At 58.4% G+C, this 18,374-nt stretch carries 23 protein-coding genes; 17 read left to right on the forward strand and 6 right to left on the reverse strand.

Features of this window, described 5'->3' with window-relative positions; all coding sequences use genetic code 11:
• Positions 1-2: 2 nt before the first annotated feature.
• From ispG to bamB, 15 genes are all read left to right on the forward strand, one after another.
• Positions 3-1,136 (forward strand): flavodoxin-dependent (E)-4-hydroxy-3-methylbut-2-enyl-diphosphate synthase, encoded by a 1,134-nt coding sequence (gene ispG, locus HY028_06030; GenBank protein ID MBI3344394.1) that lies wholly within the window; start codon positions 3-5, stop codon positions 1,134-1,136.
• A gap of 89 nt (positions 1,137-1,225) precedes the next feature.
• Entirely contained in the window at positions 1,226-2,494 is a 1,269-nt protein-coding gene (hisS, locus tag HY028_06035; protein MBI3344395.1) for a histidine--tRNA ligase, read from the forward strand.
• A 180-nt stretch (positions 2,495-2,674) separates the two neighbouring features.
• Positions 2,675-3,343 (forward strand): response regulator transcription factor, encoded by a 669-nt coding sequence (locus HY028_06040; protein ID MBI3344396.1) that lies wholly within the window; start codon positions 2,675-2,677, stop codon positions 3,341-3,343.
• Positions 3,344-3,465: 122 nt separating this feature from the next.
• Positions 3,466-3,702 (forward strand): DUF3105 domain-containing protein, encoded by a 237-nt coding sequence (locus tag HY028_06045; protein MBI3344397.1) that lies wholly within the window; start codon positions 3,466-3,468, stop codon positions 3,700-3,702.
• Positions 3,703-4,148: 446 nt separating this feature from the next.
• On the forward strand, positions 4,149-4,820 hold the full coding sequence (ccmA, locus tag HY028_06050; GenBank protein ID MBI3344398.1) for a cytochrome c biogenesis heme-transporting ATPase CcmA: 672 nt from the start codon (positions 4,149-4,151) through the stop codon (positions 4,818-4,820).
• Positions 4,821-4,826: 6 nt separating this feature from the next.
• Positions 4,827-5,495 carry a heme exporter protein CcmB gene (ccmB, locus tag HY028_06055; protein MBI3344399.1) on the forward strand — a complete coding sequence of 223 codons (669 nt, stop codon included), beginning with the start codon at positions 4,827-4,829 and terminating at the stop codon, positions 5,493-5,495.
• A 40-nt stretch (positions 5,496-5,535) separates the two neighbouring features.
• On the forward strand, positions 5,536-6,318 hold the full coding sequence (locus HY028_06060) for a heme ABC transporter permease (GenBank protein ID MBI3344400.1): 783 nt from the start codon (positions 5,536-5,538) through the stop codon (positions 6,316-6,318).
• The gene (gene ccmD / locus HY028_06065; GenBank protein MBI3344401.1) at positions 6,305-6,475 is read left to right on the forward strand and encodes a heme exporter protein CcmD; all 171 of its coding nucleotides are present in this window, start codon (positions 6,305-6,307) and stop codon (positions 6,473-6,475) included. The genes HY028_06060 and ccmD overlap by 14 nt, the downstream gene beginning before the upstream one ends.
• Entirely contained in the window at positions 6,472-6,945 is a 474-nt protein-coding gene (gene ccmE / locus HY028_06070) for a cytochrome c maturation protein CcmE (GenBank protein MBI3344402.1), read from the forward strand. Before ccmD ends, ccmE begins: the two co-directional genes overlap by 4 nt.
• Entirely contained in the window at positions 6,942-8,948 is a 2,007-nt protein-coding gene (locus HY028_06075) for a heme lyase CcmF/NrfE family subunit (GenBank protein ID MBI3344403.1), read from the forward strand. The genes ccmE and HY028_06075 overlap by 4 nt, the downstream gene beginning before the upstream one ends.
• Before the next feature lie 8 nt (positions 8,949-8,956).
• Entirely contained in the window at positions 8,957-9,481 is a 525-nt protein-coding gene (locus tag HY028_06080) for a DsbE family thiol:disulfide interchange protein (protein ID MBI3344404.1), read from the forward strand.
• Entirely contained in the window at positions 9,481-9,960 is a 480-nt protein-coding gene (locus HY028_06085; GenBank protein ID MBI3344405.1) for a cytochrome c-type biogenesis protein CcmH, read from the forward strand. Before HY028_06080 ends, HY028_06085 begins: the two co-directional genes overlap by 1 nt.
• Positions 9,957-10,814: a c-type cytochrome biogenesis protein CcmI gene (ccmI, locus tag HY028_06090; GenBank protein ID MBI3344406.1), complete on the forward strand. Its 858-nt coding sequence runs from the start codon at positions 9,957-9,959 to the stop codon at positions 10,812-10,814. The genes HY028_06085 and ccmI overlap by 4 nt, the downstream gene beginning before the upstream one ends.
• A gap of 75 nt (positions 10,815-10,889) precedes the next feature.
• Positions 10,890-11,543, forward strand: coding sequence for a tetratricopeptide repeat protein (locus HY028_06095; protein ID MBI3344407.1), 654 nt, complete (start codon positions 10,890-10,892; stop codon positions 11,541-11,543).
• A gap of 11 nt (positions 11,544-11,554) precedes the next feature.
• On the forward strand, positions 11,555-12,712 hold the full coding sequence (gene bamB, locus HY028_06100) for an outer membrane protein assembly factor BamB (GenBank protein ID MBI3344408.1): 1,158 nt from the start codon (positions 11,555-11,557) through the stop codon (positions 12,710-12,712).
• A 101-nt stretch (positions 12,713-12,813) separates the two neighbouring features.
• Here bamB and HY028_06105 read toward each other — a convergent pair whose 3' ends face one another.
• The 6 genes from HY028_06105 to HY028_06130 all read right to left on the reverse strand — a co-directional run bounded on the left by HY028_06105 (position 12,814) and on the right by HY028_06130 (position 16,613).
• A complete protein-coding gene (locus HY028_06105) occupies positions 12,814-13,176 on the reverse strand; it encodes a MazF family transcriptional regulator (protein ID MBI3344409.1) in 363 nt (120 codons plus the stop codon).
• Positions 13,149-13,358: a hypothetical protein gene (locus HY028_06110; GenBank protein MBI3344410.1), complete on the reverse strand. Its 210-nt coding sequence runs from the start codon at positions 13,356-13,358 to the stop codon at positions 13,149-13,151. The genes HY028_06105 and HY028_06110 overlap by 28 nt, the downstream gene beginning before the upstream one ends.
• Positions 13,359-13,367: 9 nt before the next feature.
• Positions 13,368-14,519, reverse strand: a complete 1,152-nt coding sequence (locus HY028_06115; GenBank protein ID MBI3344411.1) for a 3-deoxy-7-phosphoheptulonate synthase — start codon at positions 14,517-14,519, stop codon at positions 13,368-13,370.
• Positions 14,520-14,774: 255 nt separating this feature from the next.
• The gene (locus HY028_06120) at positions 14,775-14,999 is read right to left on the reverse strand and encodes a CopG family transcriptional regulator (GenBank protein ID MBI3344412.1); all 225 of its coding nucleotides are present in this window, start codon (positions 14,997-14,999) and stop codon (positions 14,775-14,777) included.
• Positions 14,989-15,252, reverse strand: coding sequence for a BrnT family toxin (locus HY028_06125; protein ID MBI3344413.1), 264 nt, complete (start codon positions 15,250-15,252; stop codon positions 14,989-14,991). The genes HY028_06120 and HY028_06125 overlap by 11 nt, the downstream gene beginning before the upstream one ends.
• Before the next feature lie 131 nt (positions 15,253-15,383).
• Positions 15,384-16,613 (reverse strand): hypothetical protein, encoded by a 1,230-nt coding sequence (locus HY028_06130; protein MBI3344414.1) that lies wholly within the window; start codon positions 16,611-16,613, stop codon positions 15,384-15,386.
• 233 nt (positions 16,614-16,846) lie between these two features.
• Between HY028_06130 and HY028_06135 the strand changes: the two genes are divergently transcribed.
• Positions 16,847-18,130, forward strand: coding sequence for an IPT/TIG domain-containing protein (locus HY028_06135; protein MBI3344415.1), 1,284 nt, complete (start codon positions 16,847-16,849; stop codon positions 18,128-18,130).
• The coding region (locus tag HY028_06140) for a hypothetical protein (GenBank protein MBI3344416.1) at positions 18,094-18,374 on the forward strand (281 nt) is incomplete at its 3' end. The genes HY028_06135 and HY028_06140, both read left to right, overlap by 37 nt.

Consider the following 18,374-nt stretch of genomic DNA (forward strand, 5'->3'; position numbering starts at 1 on the left):
TGATGCAACACAACACCCCCATCACTCGCCGCAAGTCACGCCGGATCATGGTGGGCAATGTCGCCATCGGCGGCGACGCGCCCATCACGGTGCAGAGCATGACCAACACCGACACCTGCGACGTGGCGGCGACGGTCGCGCAGATCCGCGCCCTGGAAAACGTCGGCGCCGACATCGTGCGCGTCTCCACCCCGAGCATGGAGGCGGCCGAGGCCTTCGGCCTTATCAAAAAACAGGTCAACGTGCCGCTCGTCGCGGACATCCACTTCGATTACAAGATCGCACTGCGCGTCGCCGAACTTGGCGCGGATTGCCTGCGCATCAATCCCGGCAACATCGGCCGCGAAGACCGCGTGCGGGCGGTGGTGGAATCGGCGCGTGAGCACAACATCCCCATCCGGGTGGGCGTGAACGCGGGGTCGCTCGAAAAGGACTTGCAGAAAAAATACGGCGAGCCCACGCCGGAAGCCATGGTCGAGTCGGCGCTGCGTCACGTGGAAATCCTGGAGCGGCTCAACTTCAAGGACTTCAAGGTCAGCATCAAGGCCTCCGACGTATTCATGACCGTAGAGGCCTACCGGCTGCTCGCAAAACAGATTGAACAACCGCTGCACCTCGGTATCACCGAGGCGGGCGGTCTCCGCGCCGGCGCCGTGAAGTCCGCGATCGGTCTCGGCATGCTGCTCGCCGAAGGCATCGGCGACACGATCCGCATCTCGCTCGCCGCCGATCCGGTGGAAGAAATCAAAGTGGGTTTTGATATCCTGAAGAGCCTGCACCTGCGCAACAAGGGCATTAATCTCATCGCCTGCCCCTCGTGTTCACGTCAGGAGTTCGACGTCATTAAAGCGGTAAATGAACTGGAGGCGCGTCTGGAAGATATACTGGAGCCGATGGATGTCGCGGTGATCGGCTGCGTGGTTAACGGTCCCGGCGAGGCGCGTGAGGCGCACATCGGTCTGGCCGGCGGTTCACCCAATCTGTTATACGTGGATGGAAAGCCCGACCATAAGGTGAGCAACGAGCACCTGGTGGATGAGCTGGAAAAAACCATTCGCGCCAAAATTAAATTGCGTCAGGAACTCGGCCAGCTGGAACATCAAAGTCCCGTGATACCTATTACTAAAGTCAGATAAAAGATACAAGATACAAGTAGAACCCTGTTCCTCGGTGCTATGATTCAGGTTTTCTTGTATCTTGTATCTTTCCTCTTGTATCTACCTCTATGAAATCCATCCAAGCCGTGCGCGGCATGAACGACATCCTGCCGGGTGAGACCCCCTGCTGGCAGCATCTCGAAGAGACGGCGCGCACGCTGCTCGCGGGCTATGGCTATGAAGAGATCCGGCTGCCACTGGTCGAGCAGACCGAGCTCTTCGCCCGCTCCATCGGCGAGGTCACCGACATTGTCGAAAAGGAGATGTATACCTTTGAAGACCGCAACGGCGACAGTCTTTCCCTACGCCCCGAAGGCACGGCGAGCTGCGCGCGCGCCGCGATAGAACACGGGCTGCTGCACAACCAGACCCAGCGCCTCTGGTATAGCGGGCCGATGTTCCGCCATGAGCGCCCCCAGAAGGGCCGTTATCGCCAGTTCCATCAGATCGGCGTCGAGGTGTTCGGTTTCAACGGCCCGGACATAGACGCGGAAATGATACTCATGACGGCGCGATTATGGCGCAAGCTGGGTCTTGAGAATTTGCTGTTGCAAATCAATTCCCTCGGCACCGCCGACGCGCGGGCGGTTTACCGCAGCCATCTTACGAGTTATCTCGAAGGCCATCTTGATCAGCTCGATGAGGACAGCCGCAGGCGCCTCTCAACCAATCCTCTGCGCATCCTCGACAGCAAGAATCCCGCGCTGCAAACGCTTATCGCCGGCGCGCCGCAGCTTGCCGATCATCTCGATGAGGAATCGCGGTCGCATTTTGAACGGCTTAAGGACCATCTCGACGCCGCGGGCCTGAGCTATCAGGTCAATCCCCGCCTGGTGCGTGGCCTGGATTATTACGCCAAGACGGTGTTCGAGTGGACCACCGATCAGTTGGGCGCGCAGGGCGCCGTGTGCGCGGGCGGGCGTTATGACAGGCTGGTCGAACAGATCGGCGGCAAACCCACACCGGCGATCGGCTTCGCCATGGGCATAGAACGCTTGGTGGCGCTGCTTACCGAAAACTCGCTAACACCGCCCAGACAATCTCCACATGCTTATTTTGTGTTAGTCGGCGACCAGGCCGAGCGCCGTGGTCTGGTGCTTGCGGAGCAACTGCGCGACGCATTGCCGGGACTGCGGCTGGTGATGAACTCCGGCGGCGGTAATTTCAAGAATCAGCTCAAGCGTGCCGACAAGAGCGGCGCCGACCATGCCCTGATACTCGGCGACGATGAATGCACCCAGTCTGAAATCAGCATTAAGCACCTTCGTCTCGATATCGCCCAGCGCCGCATCCCGCAGTCAGATTTGGCTGACTTCCTTTCTAAATACTTTAGTTAGTCTACCCAGTCGCAGCATAGCGCTAGTTGGACTTAGTCTATGTTGCACATCCTAATTTTCACCTTGGGAAACCACTACCCAAATAATAATGGCTGATGTACATTTGGAAGAGGGGCTGTGACTAAGTCTCCGCATGGGTGAGAAAGGGGTTATGCCGTCCAGGCGGCGGAGGGGTACGTTATGTTGATACGAGTGGGTCTGGTAGACAGTCAAAGGCTGTTTCGGCAAAGCGTAGCCCTTATGCTGAACCAGGAGTCTGATTTCCGCGTCGTCGGGGAGGCGTCGGATGGGCATGAGGCCTTTTCGCTCGCCATGGAAAAAAAGCCTCACATTATGCTCATGGATCTGGACCTGCCCAAGCTCAGCACCGTCAACACGATAAGGCTCATACTCGGCTGTTGCCCCAAGGTTAAAATTCTTATCCTGTCCGTTCACCACGACAATCCCCGTGTCAGCATGGGCCTGGAGGCCGGTGCGGCAGGCTACGTCCTGAAAGATGTGGATCACCACGAACTGATACGGATCATTCGCCACTATGCCCACGGCTCACCCGTCAGTTCGGCCTTTTTAACCTCCTCGGAGGTCATCAAGCCGGAGGAACTCCCCGCCCCCGATACCTCCACGCTCACCCGCCGTGAAGGGGAGATCATGGAATTATTATCACGGGGACAACGCAGTCAAGAAATTGCCGATACCCTGAGTATTTCTATTGAAACCGTCAAGGTCCACATCCAACACATCTACCGTAAAATGGGCGTCAAGAACCGGGTAGAAATGATCCTTCTCCTTAAATCTCTTCCACCCATCCCTTTAAGAACTCCACAGCAAAGCAGCCTAAATCAAGCTTAGACTTAGTAAAAAAATAACTATAAAGCTAGAGTTATTTTTTGAAAAATTAAAGCTTAAAAAATGCCGCGCCAGGATTTAATGACGGCGAGCCGCCCACCTCCGGCCCGCATGTTCCTTATAAGGTGAACTGGGGCGTGCATGACATTCCGATTCCAACCGAGGTGCAGGTTCGGCATCTGGAGGAGGGCGGCGTGTTGCTGCAATACAATTGCCCGGAAGGCTGCGCCGATTTAGTGGAAAAGTTGACGCGGTTAACGGATGAATACAATCCCATTTTGATAGCGCCTTACTCGTTGATAAACGCCAAGCTGACGCTCACGGCCTGGGTAGCGCATAGACCTGCTGGATGGATGGGATGAAAAAACGGGTGCGCGGCTTCATCGAGACCTATGTCGGCAAGCCGCATTTTCCCGCTGAAAATTCTGATGGTGAGGGAGAGCAGCCGTCCGCTGCGGCAAGTCCTTAGCGTATTTCAGGATCTATTCGCTGTTAACTGTATGAGGGCCCATCCGGGCCCTCTTTCATTTATAAGGCAAACTCGCGGGTGCGGCCTGTTGGGATGTGGCCGCTGGCGACTCTGCGCCGTGGGCTATGGAAAGATTAAACAGGGCGGCGCCAAGTAGACTCAGGGGCAGGTATTTCAGAAGCTTCAAGGAGTATGATCCTGATGAAAAAATGCAGGTCTCATCATAGCAAAAACCGGCGGGGTACTTCAGCCTGTCGGCCCTATTTCTGACCGTATTTATGTTATAATTTCACTCCTTTACAGGTCGCATTCCAAAATCCCTCACCAGGCCGCAGTGTATTGAACTCGACGCAGACACAGCCCCACAGGTCCGAGACGGGCAGCGCTTCAACACTATATTTAGAGGCCGTTGATCTGGAGTGCGTCCGCAGCGACCGCCTGTTGTTCACGGGGCTGAATCTATCACTGCGGCCCGGGAACCTAATCCAGATAGAGGGGCCTAACGGGAGTGGCAAGACCAGTCTGCTGCGGATTCTGTGCGGGCTGACCTCGCCCACCCAGGGCGAAGTGCGTTGGTGCGGCCGGGACATTAGAGCGGCGCGGCCGGAGTATATGGCCGCCGTGGCCTACCTCGGTCATAGCCCCGGACTAAAGGGAGATCTGACGCCGAGGGAGAACCTGGCGATAGCGCGCGGGTTCGCGGCGGCCAATGCCGCCGTCTCCGTGGATGAGGCGCTGGAACGTTTGGAGATGAGCGACTTTGACGATCAACCGGTACGTACTCTCTCCGCGGGGCAGAAACGGCGGGCGGCTCTGGCCCGATTGCTGGCCATCGAGACCACAGTATGGATACTCGATGAGCCGTTCACGGCGCTCGATCGCAGCGGCGTGAGACTGGTTGAGAAAATGCTGGCGGAACATCTGCTGCACGGTGGGATGGCGGTACTCACCACGCATCATCCGGTGGGTATCGCCGAGTCGCATGTGACGCGGGTGGATTTGGGTAGCTAAGCGACGATGCTTAAGGTCTTCCAGGTAATAGTGCGCCGGGATTTAACCCTGGCACTGCGCCGCAGGGCGCAGATCGTCAACCCGCTGGTGTTTTTTGTCATCGTGGTGAGCCTGTTTCCGCTCGGCGTGGGTCCGGAGCCCAATTTATTAAAGACGCTGGCGCCGGGGGTGATCTGGGTGGCCGCGCTGCTGGCCGCGATGCTGTCGCTGGAAGGGATGTTTCATTCCGATTTCGAGGACGGTTCGCTGGAGCAATTGTTGCTGACCGCACACCCCGTATCGCTCACCGTGCTGGCCAAGGTGGTGGCGCACTGGCTGGTGGCCGGCCTCCCGTTAATCGTATTGGCGCCGCTGCTCGGTGTGTTGCTGCATTTGCCGGCGGAATCCATTCAGGTGTTGGTTATTACCTTACTGTTAGGGACCCCGGTGCTCAGCCTGATTGGCGCGATTGGCGTCGCGCTCACTGTAGGGCTGCGGCGCGGCGGCGTGTTATTATCGTTGCTGGTGTTGCCCCTCTATATCCCCGTGCTCATCTTCGGGGCCGGGGCGATAGATGTGGCAAGCAGCGGCGTCTCGGCGTCCGCGCATTTATTTATCCTGGGCGCGTTGCTGGCCCTGGCCTTGAGCCTGGCCCCGTGGGCGGCTGCGGCGGCGTTACGAATCAGTATAGAGTAGGGCCGAATTTATTCGGCCTGCTTAATTAAGAGGCTTCATCATGTGGGTATGGCTACATAAATTCGGTTCTCCCAAGTATTTCTTTACGATCTCCGGGCGGTTGCTCCCCTGGTTAGGCGGCGCAACCCTTTTACTGCTGGCGGCGGGACTTTATCTCGGCTTGTTCGCCTCGCCGGCCGATTACCAGCAACGCGACAGCGTGCGCATCATGTACATCCATGTGCCGAGCGCGTGGAACTCCATGTTCATTTATCTCTTGATGGCGGTCTCCGCGGCGATAGGGCTGATCTGGAACATCAAGATCGCCGACATCGTCGCTGCGGTCTCGGCGCCGATCGGCGCCTCGTTTACCTTCCTCACCCTGGTCACCGGTTCGCTGTGGGGCAAACCCATGTGGGGCACCTGGTGGGAGTGGGACGCCCGGCTCACCTCGGAGCTGATCCTGCTGTTTCTGTATCTCGGCTACATGGCGTTGCAGTCCGCCTTTGATGACCGCCGCACGGCCGCGCGCGCCTCGGCGGTGCTCGCCATCGTGGGCGCGGTCAACGTGCCCATCATTTATTACTCGGTGCAGTGGTGGAACACCCTGCATCAGCCGCAGAGCCTGGGTGTCGGCATGTCCACCATACACGCGAGCATGCTGATTCCACTGCTCTTGATGGCGCTGGCATTCAAGCTGTTTTTTTTCACCGTGCTGCTGATCCGCACGCGCAGCGAGGTGCTGGAGCGCGAGCGTAATAGCGGGTGGGTGCAGGAGGTTATCGAGGAGATGGCGGCCAAAACAGAAACCAATCTCGGCAGGAGTGGCAATGAATATCGCTGAATTTTTTCACATGGGCGGTTATGGCTTTTATGTGTGGGGCTCTTACGGTGTCGCGCTGGTGGTGTTCACCGTGAATATCGTATCGGCGCTGCGCAACAAGCAAAGGGTGCTGCATAGTCTGATGCGTTCCGCCGCCCGTAACAGGAGCCGCACATGACCCCGCGCCGCCAACGTATGATGCTGGTGATTTTAGTATTGCTGGGCGTAGGCGCCGCCGTCGCGCTCACCCTCAACGCCTTTCGCGGCAATATGGTGTACTTTTACGGCCCCAGTCAGCTCGGCACGGTGGAGAAGGCGCACGAACGCAATCTGCGTCTGGGCGGCCTCGTGGAGCAGGGCAGCGTCAAGCGCGAGGACGATGGGCTCACGGTGCACTTCATGGTGACGGACACGGTGAAGAGCGTGCCGGTGATTTACAAAGGTATCCTGCCGGATCTGTTCCGCGAAGGCCAGGGTGTCGTTGCGCAAGGCAGGCTGACGCAGGATGGCGTGTTTATGGCGAGTGAGGTATTGGCCAAGCACGATGAAAATTACATGCCGCCGGAAGTCGCGGAGGCGATGAAAGAGGCGAAGCAAGGCGCACCGCAATTTTCCGGTACGCTGATGCAAGGAGGGGTGGATAAATGATTCCCGATATCGGCCATTTTGCACTGATTTTGGCGCTGGGTATGGCCCTGATACAAGCCATACTCCCCCTCGCCGGCGCCGCGCGCGGCATCGCTTCCTGGACGGCGGTCGCCCGGCCGGCGGCGCGCGGGCAATTTGTATTTTTAATGATAGCGATGGTTTGTCTGTGGTATTCGTTTATCGTTAACGATTTTTCCGTGCGCTATGTCGCCAGCAACTCCAACTCGGCGCTGCCGTGGGAGTATCGTATGGCGGCGTTGTGGGGCGCCCATGAAGGTTCGCTGCTGTTGTGGGTGTGGATCCTGGGGATCTGGACCGTGGCGGTGACCTTCTTCAGCCGCAGTCTCCCGGAGGCCTTTGTGGCGCGGGTGCTGGGGGTGATGGGTTTGGTGAGTATTGGGTTCTTGTTGTTCATGCTGCTCACCTCCAACCCCTTCGAGCGGTTATTTCCCGCGGCCGTCGAGGGGCGCGATTTGAATCCGCTGTTGCAGGACATCGGCCTGATCGTTCATCCGCCGATGTTGTATATGGGATATGTCGGTTTCTCGGTGGCCTTTAGCTTTGCCATCGCCGCCTTGTTGGGTGGACAATTGGATGCCGCCTGGGCGCGCTGGTCGCGGCCCTGGACAACCGTTGCATGGTCGTTCCTGACGCTCGGAATCACTCTCGGAAGTTGGTGGGCCTATTACGAACTCGGCTGGGGCGGCTGGTGGTTTTGGGACCCGGTCGAGAACGCCTCGTTCATGCCCTGGCTGGTTGGTACCGCGCTGATACACTCTTTGGCGGTGACCGAAAAGCGTGGCGGGTTCAAATCCTGGACCGTGCTGTGCGCGATCTTCGCCTTCTCGCTGAGCCTGTTGGGGACCTTCCTGGTGCGCTCCGGCGTGCTGACCTCGGTACACGCCTTCGCCACCGATCCCGAGCGCGGATTTTTCATCCTGGTGTTCCTGGTCATCGTGGTGGGCGGTTCGCTGCTGTTGTACGCCTGGCGCGCGCCGAGTGTTGGAGTGGGCGGCGCCTTCAGTTTGATTTCGCGCGAGACGTTTTTGCTCGGCAATAATGTTCTGTTCGTCACCGCCGCCGCTACGGTATTGCTCGGCACGCTTTATCCTCTGGGGCTCGATGCCCTGGGCTTGGGTAAGATCTCGGTCGGCCCGCCCTATTTTAATGTCGTGTTTGTCCCTTTGATGGTGCCGATCGTGTTTCTCATGGGCATAGGCCCCATCGCGCGCTGGAAGCAGCAGAGCCTGCCCGAGCTTGCAGTGCGTCTGCGCTGGGCCTTGGCCGCAAGTGTGGTCACCGCCCTGGTGTTGCCGGTGTTGATGGGGAAATGGTCGTTTATGGTCAGCCTGGGGCTGTTGATGGCCGCGTGGATCACCACCACTGTGGGGCTGAGCTTGTGGTCCAAGCTGATGCGTAATGGTGTGTCCGGATTCAAGTCGGCCGCGCTCGGCATGCCGCGCGGATTCTATGGCATGTCCCTGGCCCACTTTGGCATCGCGGTGTTTATCATCGGCGTGACGATTTCCGGCGGATACAGTCTGGAGAAGGAGTTGCGCATGGCGCCCGGCGACAAGGTGGAGCTGGCGGGCTACACCTTCCGCTTCTTGGGTGTCTCCGAGATAAAAGGCCCGAACTACCAGGCGGTGCGTGGCAGGATAGAGGTCAGCAAGGCGGGTAAAGTGCTCCCCGTGATGGAGCCCGAAAAGCGCGTCTATCTGGTGCAGCAGAATCCGATGACCGAGGCGGCCATTGATGCCGGCCTCTTGCGTCACCTGTACGTGGCCCTCGGTTCGTCTGCAGGCGAGGGCGGGGCTTGGAGCCTGCGTTTCTATTACAAGCCCTTCGTGCAGTGGATCTGGATGGGGCCGTTGTTCATGCTGTTCGGCGGCTTGCTTGCCGCCACCGACCGCCGCTACCGTCTCGCCGCGCGCCGCCACGCCGTCTCCGAGCCGGGACCCGCCGAGGGATTGGCAGCCGCAGGGGTCAAAGCGTCCGGCTAATCTACCCCATGGTTCGTTACCTCGCCCCCTTAGGTATATTTATTGTCCTGGTGATCTTTCTGGCGCGCGGCCTCATGCTCAATCCGCACGAGGTGCCTTCGCCCCTGATAGGCAAGCCCGCGCCGGAATTTCTGTTACCTCAGGTTCAGGATGCGAATCAGCAATTCGGCCGCAAGGATTTGCTCGGCAAGGTCACGCTTTTGAATGTGTGGGCCTCGTGGTGCGTCGCATGCCGGCAAGAGCATCCGCTGCTGGTGCAGCTCGCACGTTCCGGCCAAGTCGAGATCTACGGCCTCAACTACAAAGACACTCGTGAAGAGGCGCTGCGCTGGCTTAATCAGTTGGGCAATCCCTACAAGGTGAGCGCCTTCGACCAGGAGGGCAAGGTGGGGATTGACTACGGCGTCTACGGCGTGCCGGAGACCTATGTGATAGATAAGCAAGGCATCATCCGTTACAAACTCATCGGGCCTGTGACACCGGAAAATCTGAACAAGGATATCTTGCCCCTCGTTAAGGAGTTGCAAGGTTAATGCGTTATTTATTCTTGGCCGCGATGCTGTCTCTGCCCCTCTGGGCGTGGGGTGAGCCCGAATCAGTAGATAGGGTAAGTAGTGATCCTGTTATAGAGCATCGGCTCATGGTCCTGTCCGAAGAGTTGCGCTGTCTGGTATGCCAGAACGAGACCCTGGCCGCGTCGCGCGCCGGTCTGGCGATAGACCTGCGTAACGAGATCCGCGATTTGATGACCAAGGGCTATACCGACAAACAGGTGGTGGATTATCTGGTCGCGCGTTACGGCGACTTTGTGCGTTTTCGGCCGCCTCTGAAGCCGATGACGTTTGCCTTGTGGTGGGGGCCGTTTGTGCTCGCCGCGCTGGCTATAGGCATGCTTGTTTATTATCTGGGGCGGGTGCGGGTCCGTACGGCCAAGACCGGCGCGTTATCAAAACAGGACCATGACCGCGTCAATACATTATTAAGCAAGGTGCGTGAGGATGGGAACACATGACGTTCTGGATTATTGCGGGCGCGATGATTATCGTCGCGCTGGTTTTTGTGCTACCTCCGTTGTTCAGACAAAGCCGGGTACGCGCCGTTGCCCGTGACAAACTCAACATCACGGTATACAAAGATCAACTGGCCGAGCTGGAGGCCGATCTCAGAAATGAGGTCATAAGCGCCGAGCATTACGAACAGAGCCGCCAGGATTTGATGCGCAATCTGCTGGGGGATGTGGAGTCCACGCCCCAAGACAAACAACCCGCCGGAGACAAACCGGGCACGGCGCGCGCCACCGCCATCGTCGTCGCGGTCGCCATACCGGTGCTCGCCGTGGGCCTGTACTCGATATTGAGTCAAATGGAGTTGACGCACGGGCCTCAGCCCATGGAGAGTGCCCAGGGCGGCGGCATCTCCCCGGAGATTATGGTGCAGCGGCTGGCGGAGCGCCTCAAGTCGAATCCCAATGACGGCGAGGGCTGGGCCAGGCTGGGATTATCCTACGGTGTGCTGGGGCGTTACAAGGAGGCGGCGGAGGCTTATGCCAAGGCCCTGCCCCTTATGGGCGACAATCCGCAATTGCTGGCCGATTACGCAGAGGTCATGGCCTTGAGCCACGAAGACCAGCATCTTGCCGGGCAACCCACCGAATTGTTTCAAAAGGCACTGAAGCTTGATCCTGATAATCAAAAGGCGTTATGGCTGGCCGGCATGGCCTCATTTCAGAAGGAAGACTATCGTAGCGCGATAAACTATTGGCAGAGGCTGGTCGCCTCCCTCCCGCCGAATTCGGAGGGGCTCGACACGGTTAAAAATCATATCGCCGAGGCGCAGGCTCTCGCCGCCAATCCGGTGAAGCCTTAATAATTGTAGGGCCGAATTCATTCGGCTTAATAAATGTAGGGCCGAATTCATTCGGCCTAGAGCAGGGAGTGATTCGTGCAAGTATCTCAAACAGAACAAGAACAACTCGAAGACCTTAAAAAGTGGTGGAAGGAGAACGCCAAGGCCGTGATCGCCGGTGTGGTGATCGGTCTCAGCGTGCTGTTCGCCATGTGGGCCTGGCGTGATTATTCGCGCAGCCAGGGCGATGCGGCGTCGGCAGAGTATCAACTGCTCATCGGCGAGGTAAAAAAGGGTGATACGGAGGCCGGCCTCAAGCGCGGCGTGGCCATCATCAACCAATTCGGGACGACGTCCTACGCGGTCTTTGCCGCCTTTGCACTGGCCAAACTGGAACTGGAGCGGGGGGAACTCGGCGAGGCGCACAAGCACCTGGAGTGGGCGCTGAACCATGCCAAGCAGGACGAGCTGCAGCACATCGCCCGGCTGCGGCTGGCGCGCGTGATGCTCGCCGAAGGGCAGCACGACGCGGCGTTGAAACTGCTCTCCCAGGCGCAACCCGGCAGTTTTCTCTCCGCCTATGAAGAATTGAAGGGCGATCTTTATCTTGCCTCCGGCCAGACCGCCGCGGCCCAGACGGCCTATCAGCGCGCCTTGAATGCCGCCGCGCAAGACGACAGCAAGAAACTCATCCAGCTCAAGCTGGATGACGTGGGCGTTCCCCAACCCGCCGCCAAAAAAGCCCCATGATGCGACGTCCCATGACGCATCGTCTAGTCGTCGCCGCTTTGCTGGTTTTACTTTCCGGGTGTGGCACCGTTAAGGATTATTTTGCCGGCAAAGACAACATCGCCCCCCCCGCGCCTTTACCTCCGTTGACCGCCACGCTGAACGTCCAGACGGTGTGGTCGGCCCGCGTGGGTGTGGGCAGCGCCAAGGAATATGTCAAGCTCACGCCGAGCGTCAGCTCTGATAAGGTCTTTGCCGCGGACAGCGCGGGATTGGTCAGCGCCTCCCAGGCCGGCACTGGAAAAACCATCTGGAGTGTGCAAACCAAGGCGCCGGTCTCCGGCGGGACCGGCAGTGGCGAGGGGCTGGTGCTGGTGGGAACGCGCGATGCCGAGGTGCTGGCCCTGGATGCGGCGAGCGGTGCGGAAAAATGGCGCGCCCAGGTGTCGAGCGAAGTCCTCTCCGTGCCCCGCGTCGAGTCGGGCATCGTCGTCGTACGCACTGTAGACGGCAAACTGTTTGGTTTGAAGGCCGACGACGGCAGCCGTCTCTGGGTATACCAAAGCTCTACGCCGTCGTTGACCTTGCGCGGCACCAGTTCGCCCCTGTTGCATGAGGGCAAGGTCATCGCGGGTCTCGCCAACGGCAAGCTCGCGGCGCTCAACCTCACTGACGGCAAGCTGTTATGGGAAGCAACCGTTGCGGAACCCCGCGGCCGCAGCGAACTCGAACGCCTGGTGGACATCAGCGGCGAATTACAGATCCAGGACGGCATCCTCTATGCGGCGAGTTTTCAGGGGCGGCTCGCCGCCGTGGACACCAACTCGGGCCGCCTGGTGTGGGTGCGCGAAATCCATTCGCAGGCTGGTCTCGCCGTGGATGAGCGCGCGGTCTATGTGACCGACAATCAAAGCCACGTGCTGGCGCTGGACCGGCGCGATGGTGGTATCTTGTGGAAGCAGGACAAGCTGCATGACCGCGCCGTCACCGCCCCGGCTGTGTACGGCGATTACGTCGTGGTGGGCGATTTTGAAGGCTATCTGCACTGGCTGAACCGCACCGACGGCGCGTTTGCAGCGCGCGTCAGGGTGGATGACGCTGGCCTGCTCGCCGCGCCCGTTACGATGGATGATACGCTCTATGCGCTCGGGAAAGGTGGTGCATTGACCGCGCTACGCGCTACGCCTTAGTGGCTTATTTATTTTTTTCGAACGTGCCCCACCCTGCGCTGCTGCCGCATCAGTTACCCCTTCCCCCTTGATGGGGGAAGGTTGGGATGGGGGTGAAAAGGCTACCCAGGGGTTATGACGTTGTGTTTAGCATGCCCCCGAATCAGGGCAATGACGGCATTCCGTGTCTCATCCAGCTTGTCAGCCGCGATTACGCCTGCCGTGGCGGCAAATAACGAGGCATTGGCAGTGAATAGTTTGCCGGGTCGAACATGGCTCAGCCGTTGCAATCCACCAAACGTGAAGTCGCCATCCGTCAGCAAAACGGCGTGTGTGTCGGCGTAGGGATTGCTGGTGATCTGGCAGGCTATCCAGTCACCCTGTTCGGCATCGGCGAGTAGCAAGGCAGGACGAAATTTGCTGCGGCTTAAATCCGAAAAAGGAAAAGGCAGAAGAACTACTTGGCCGGCTGCAAATGTGCCCATGCGGCGTCCTCTTCGGGTTTCAGCCAATCTTCCGCGAGAGCGGATTCTGCCAATTGTAGCGCTTCATCAACCGGCGGATTCAGCAGCGTCAGCAAGGCACGACCCACCGGCAATTTGAAGATGGGTTCCAGCGGGCGTATATGTCCGGTGGCGTCAATTTCCACTTCGATGGTCTGCAGCATGTGCTCTCCTTAAGGGGTCAGAGCCCTTTTAGCAGGGGCTTTGCCGCTTGCAATAAAATTCTGCGTGAGGGCGACACGTTTTTCGTAAGCCTCGCGCGCGATCCTCACGTCTTCAATAAAGTAGGGCAGCTCTTCCACCAGCAGGGCCTGCGGCCCATCCACCAGCGCCTTGTGCGGCACGGGGTGGAAGTCCACCAGGATCATGTTCGCGCCGGCCAGCACGCCTTGCGCGGTGACGTGCATGACATCGAGGATGCCGTCCGGCGCGCGGTCGCGCGAGCCCACCGAGTGCGACGGGTCCACGCACACCGGCATGCGGGTGAGGCGCTTGATAACGGGCACGTGGCTGAAATCCACGAAATTGCGGTGCGGATCGCCCGCGTTGGTTTTCATGCCGCGCAGTCCGAACACCACGTTGCGGTTCCCCTCGCTCGCCAGATACTCCGCGGCATTGAGAGATTCCTCCAGGGTGATGCCGAAGCCGCGCTTCAACAACACTGGAAATTCTTTTTGCCGTCCGACGATTTTCAATAACTCGAAGTTCTGGGTATTGCGCGTGCCGATCTGCATCATGACCCCGGTCGGGTTTCCGGTCTTGCGCAGCGCCTCGCGAATCTCATCAAGATGAGATTCGTGGGTGATCTCCATGGCGATCACCTTGATGCCGTATTTTCCGGCGAGTTCGAATACGTACGGCAGGCAATTCTTGCCGTGCCCCTGGAAGGAGTAGGGGTTGGTGCGCGGTTTGTAGGCGCCCATGCGCGTGCAGACCTGGCCGTTGTCGCGCAATGCCTTCATCATCATCTCGACGTGTTCGGGCGTATCCACCGCGCACAGTCCGGCGAAGATATTCAGATTGTCCTGGCTGAAGGTGACGCCGTTGTAATCAAAGCGGGTGTTGCGCTGGTCGTCGTGATGGCGGCCCAGAATCCGGTATTCCTCGGTGACGCGCACCGCGCGCTCGACGCACGGCAGGGTGTTCATGTCTTCCAGGCCGAGCGACAGAGTGTCGCCGATCAGGTAGATCTCGGTGAGGGTGCGCTGCGCACCGACCTCGTCGTGGACACGAATCTGGATATTCTTGAGATTGTTCAGGTGATCCAGCAAGCGGCGGTACTCGGCGCTGGTTTTGTCGGTGTCCTGTTTCAGGATAAGTATCATGGCGTGCCACACACGGTTATTCGAAATAAGCCTGTTATTATTTCATAAAACGACCGGGACAGGGAGTGTTTTAACGCCGCCGCTGTAACACTACTCTTCGACCCCCTGGATGGGTGAGGGGAGGGGTGGCTCGGCGACAGCATTTACTGCAATATATAAAAGATTCTTCAGAGCCGGTAGGTCACGTTGCGAAACTACGTGACAGCATGTCAGGCAGCTTACGCAGCCTGACCTACTAACTAAAATAGACCGGTTTCAAGATGTCTTTTCAAGGCGTTCCGCCACCCAGACTTTGATGACGGACTGTCGAGGCACACCCAGGCGTTTTGCCTCTCTATCCAATAAATGAACCATCCATAAAGGGAAATCCACATTGATCCTTTTCTGTTCTTGCTCAGGCCTGCTTGCCTTTGACAGGTCGAGGAGTTTTGAAATATCCTTGCCGGCATCAAAGTGTTTGTCAAAATCTCTAGCTTTCATAAATATCAACCTCCTCTTTTCTGGAGCGGCGGACTGAAATAATCCTTATCTTCTCGCCTCTATAGGTAATAACTCCTGACCAATGTCTTCCCGAAATCTTACCGATCACCAAAAAACGTGGTTCGTCATGCGTTTTCACGGGAATTTCGATCAACTCAGGGTCGTTCCATAGCCCTTGAGCTTCATGGAAATCAATGCCGTGCTTTTCCTTAGTGTTGTTACTTTTGCCGGGATCGAATTCAAATTCCACAATATAATAATTATACCTTTAATATACCTGTTGTCAATTGGAAAGGGTTGACTCTGACGAGCCTAAGTTGAGTAGCCTGGGGTAGTTGCGCAGCGTCGTAACCCGAGGGATGGCCATTCAGCAATAGGGTTGCCCTACCGATTCCCCGGCAATCCTGTGCTGGTCAAGGCCTTGAGAAACTCAATCAGATCCGCCTTTTCCGCGGGGGTAAGAATCAGCGGACGGCCAGTGCTCAAACCGCGGTAGTACACTTCGCGCTCCACGGCTTCTTCCAGTGTCGGAATCGAGCCGTCGTGCATGTACGGCGCGGTCAGCGCCACGTTACGCAGGCTCGGTGTCTTGAAGCGGCCGATATCCACGGGCTCCTTAGTCACCAGAAACCTGCCGAGCGCCGCTACCGCGGGATCGGTGGCGATCAACAGGCTGATCTGTTCCGGTTTGGCATTGACCACCCGCATGGTGAGCGTCGCGAGTTGCGGCCGGATGCGCTCCAGCGCGACGCCGACACTGTGGAACTGCTGATCGGTGAACAATGCGTTGTGCTCCCCAATCAGGTGACAGGTGGCGCACTGTCCCGCGCCCCTGAACACCTCCAGACCGCGCTGCGCCGCCGCAGACAGCGCGCGCTTGTCGTTAGCATAGTAATAGCGGTCGAAGGGCGCATCGCCGGCCGTCAGCGAGCGCACGAAATCCGCCAACGCCCGCGCCACCTGCTCCTTCGTGATGGCTGGGTCTTGTGCTAATGTCGCGGGTCGCTCCCGGCGTCCTGCCTCCCGCGACATTAGTTCTTCCCTGTACGTCGGAGGCAGGACGCCGGGAGCGGCCTTGAGATCGAAGGCCTGGGCGAACTGCCGCCGGTAATCCCGGTCGCCCTGCATGATGTGTAACAACACGGCGTGATCTTTGAATCCCTGTTCGGCCGGACCCACGAACGCATCGAGCACCTGTGCCTCCAAGCTACTACGTCTGCCGTCCCAGAAAAAACTATGCTGCCATTGCATATTCAGCACACTGGGCGTGTTGCGTGTGCCCTGTTTGCCGTTGACGCCCACCGCAACCGGTTTGCCATCGGTAAAAGCCTTATCCGGCTGATGACAACTCGCGCAACTGACCCGGCCGTCGGCACTCAGTCGAGTGTCAAAAACAGGCGCTTGCCGAGCGCAATCTTCTCTGTGCTGTGGGCATCCTGTTTGGCTGTTCCGGGCAAAGGCAGGCCAAGGGTGGGCGTCGCGCCGACGGACCCTGTCACCATCATAGACAACAAGGTGCCGATCAAAAAGACGGTTAGCCTGGCGTGTGACATAGTTGTCCTGTACGCAAAACTCGCGTTCATAAAAATATATTTTTTGTATTGCGACATGCATCCAGAAATAGGGTTCAAATTACACCAACAAACGTCAGCGCAACGATCTTAACGCAGTAAAACGGCGGACAGCAACCAAGCTTTAGGGGGCGGGGGGATATGCCAGCGAGATCTTGGAACCCAAGGGGTTTTGGCGCCCGCGGTGCCCGTTTTGCCGCTGTTCTTCTGTCTAAAAACCTTCTCACAGAAAGGGAAGGGAACGACAACCCTCTCTCCCCGGGGGAGAGAGGGGGAGTGAGGGGGAAACTCGGCGCCTTGCTGCTAAAAGTCATCCTGCTCGCCTGTATCAGCGTCGGCGCCGCCCACGCCATCTCCTACACCTACGATGAACTCGGCCGCCTGAAGGCAGTCACCGACGACGCCGGCAACAGCGCCGAGTACCTCTACGATCCGGTCGGTAACATCGTCCAGATCAAACAAGTCCCCAGCGGCACCCTCTCCATCACCGAGTTCACCCCCAACAGCGGCCCGATCGGCGCCTCGGTCACTATTTTCGGAGGCGGCTTCAGCCCCACCGCCGCCAGCAATGTCGTCAAGTTCAACGGAACCGCCGCCACGGTGACCTCCGCCGCGGTCAATAAACTGGTCGTCACCGTCCCCGCCGGCGCCACCACGGGCAAGATTACCGTTACGGTAGGCACCACCACTGCCACCAGCACCGACGACTTCGTCATCACCGCCAACACCGGCGCACCCACCATCACCGGCTTTACCCCGACCTGTGCCGCACCCGGCGCCACCGTGACGCTCACCGGCACTAACTTCGATCCTGCGCCTAATGCAACTAAGGTTGAATTGAACAACTCAGTTGCACAGGCCACTGTCAGCAGCGCTACCTCTATCACAATGACAGTGCCACTGACCAGTATTGGTAGCGGCAAGATTCGGGTGGTCACACAGGCGGGCATTGCGACGAGCACTGCCTCCTTACTTGTTCCCCCGAGCGGTCTGACCTGTGCCGACATTCTCTCGTCAGTTACTGTGGTGACGGGCGGCGCCAATCAAACACTCACTCTGGGCACTGCAAATAAATACGGCGCAATTCTGTTTGATGGCAATCAGAACGATTACCTGACGCTGCAACTCTCAAATCTGATTACCAACCCGGCCAATGTATCCATTTCATACACCGTTTACAAACCGGATAATACCCAGCTTGTTAGCGGCTCAATTTCATCAACAAGTCTATCCATCCACCTGCCGGCGCTGCCTACCACGGGGACCTACACCATCCTGTTCAATCCAGGCAGTGCCACGGCGAGCTTCTCAGCCCAATTAACGGCCAATTCGCTATCGGTGGATGGCGCGGCGATCAGTGGAAGTATCACAGCGCCGTGGCAGAGCTTGCGTTACAGCTTCACCGCCAACGCCGGCCAGAACCTGGGGCTCGGCCTCAGTGCGCTCACCCTCACCCCGAGCAGTGCGAGCTATGCCAGTGTTACCGTGTACAAACCAGATGGGGTCTATCTGAACGCAACGACTTGCTACGTCTCCTACAGCGGCTGCGATTCACCCTAACCCTCTCCAGCGACATCACTGGCGCCCTCACCGCCGGCACCCCGCTCAGTCTCAGCTTAAGCCGCATCGGCCAGAACGGCCGGCTCACCTTTAGCGGCACGGCCGGGAGCAATGTCGGGATCGAAGTCGCGGGCCTCAGCACCGTCCCCGCGGGTAAACCGATAGCCCTCACCGTCTATAAACCGGATGGCACAACCCTCAGCTCGACCACAGCGAGCAGCCCGGGCGGGGGATTTCTCAATCT

This window comes from Gammaproteobacteria bacterium (assembly GCA_016195665.1).
Taxonomy (GTDB): Bacteria; Pseudomonadota; Gammaproteobacteria; order SURF-13; family SURF-13; genus JACPZD01.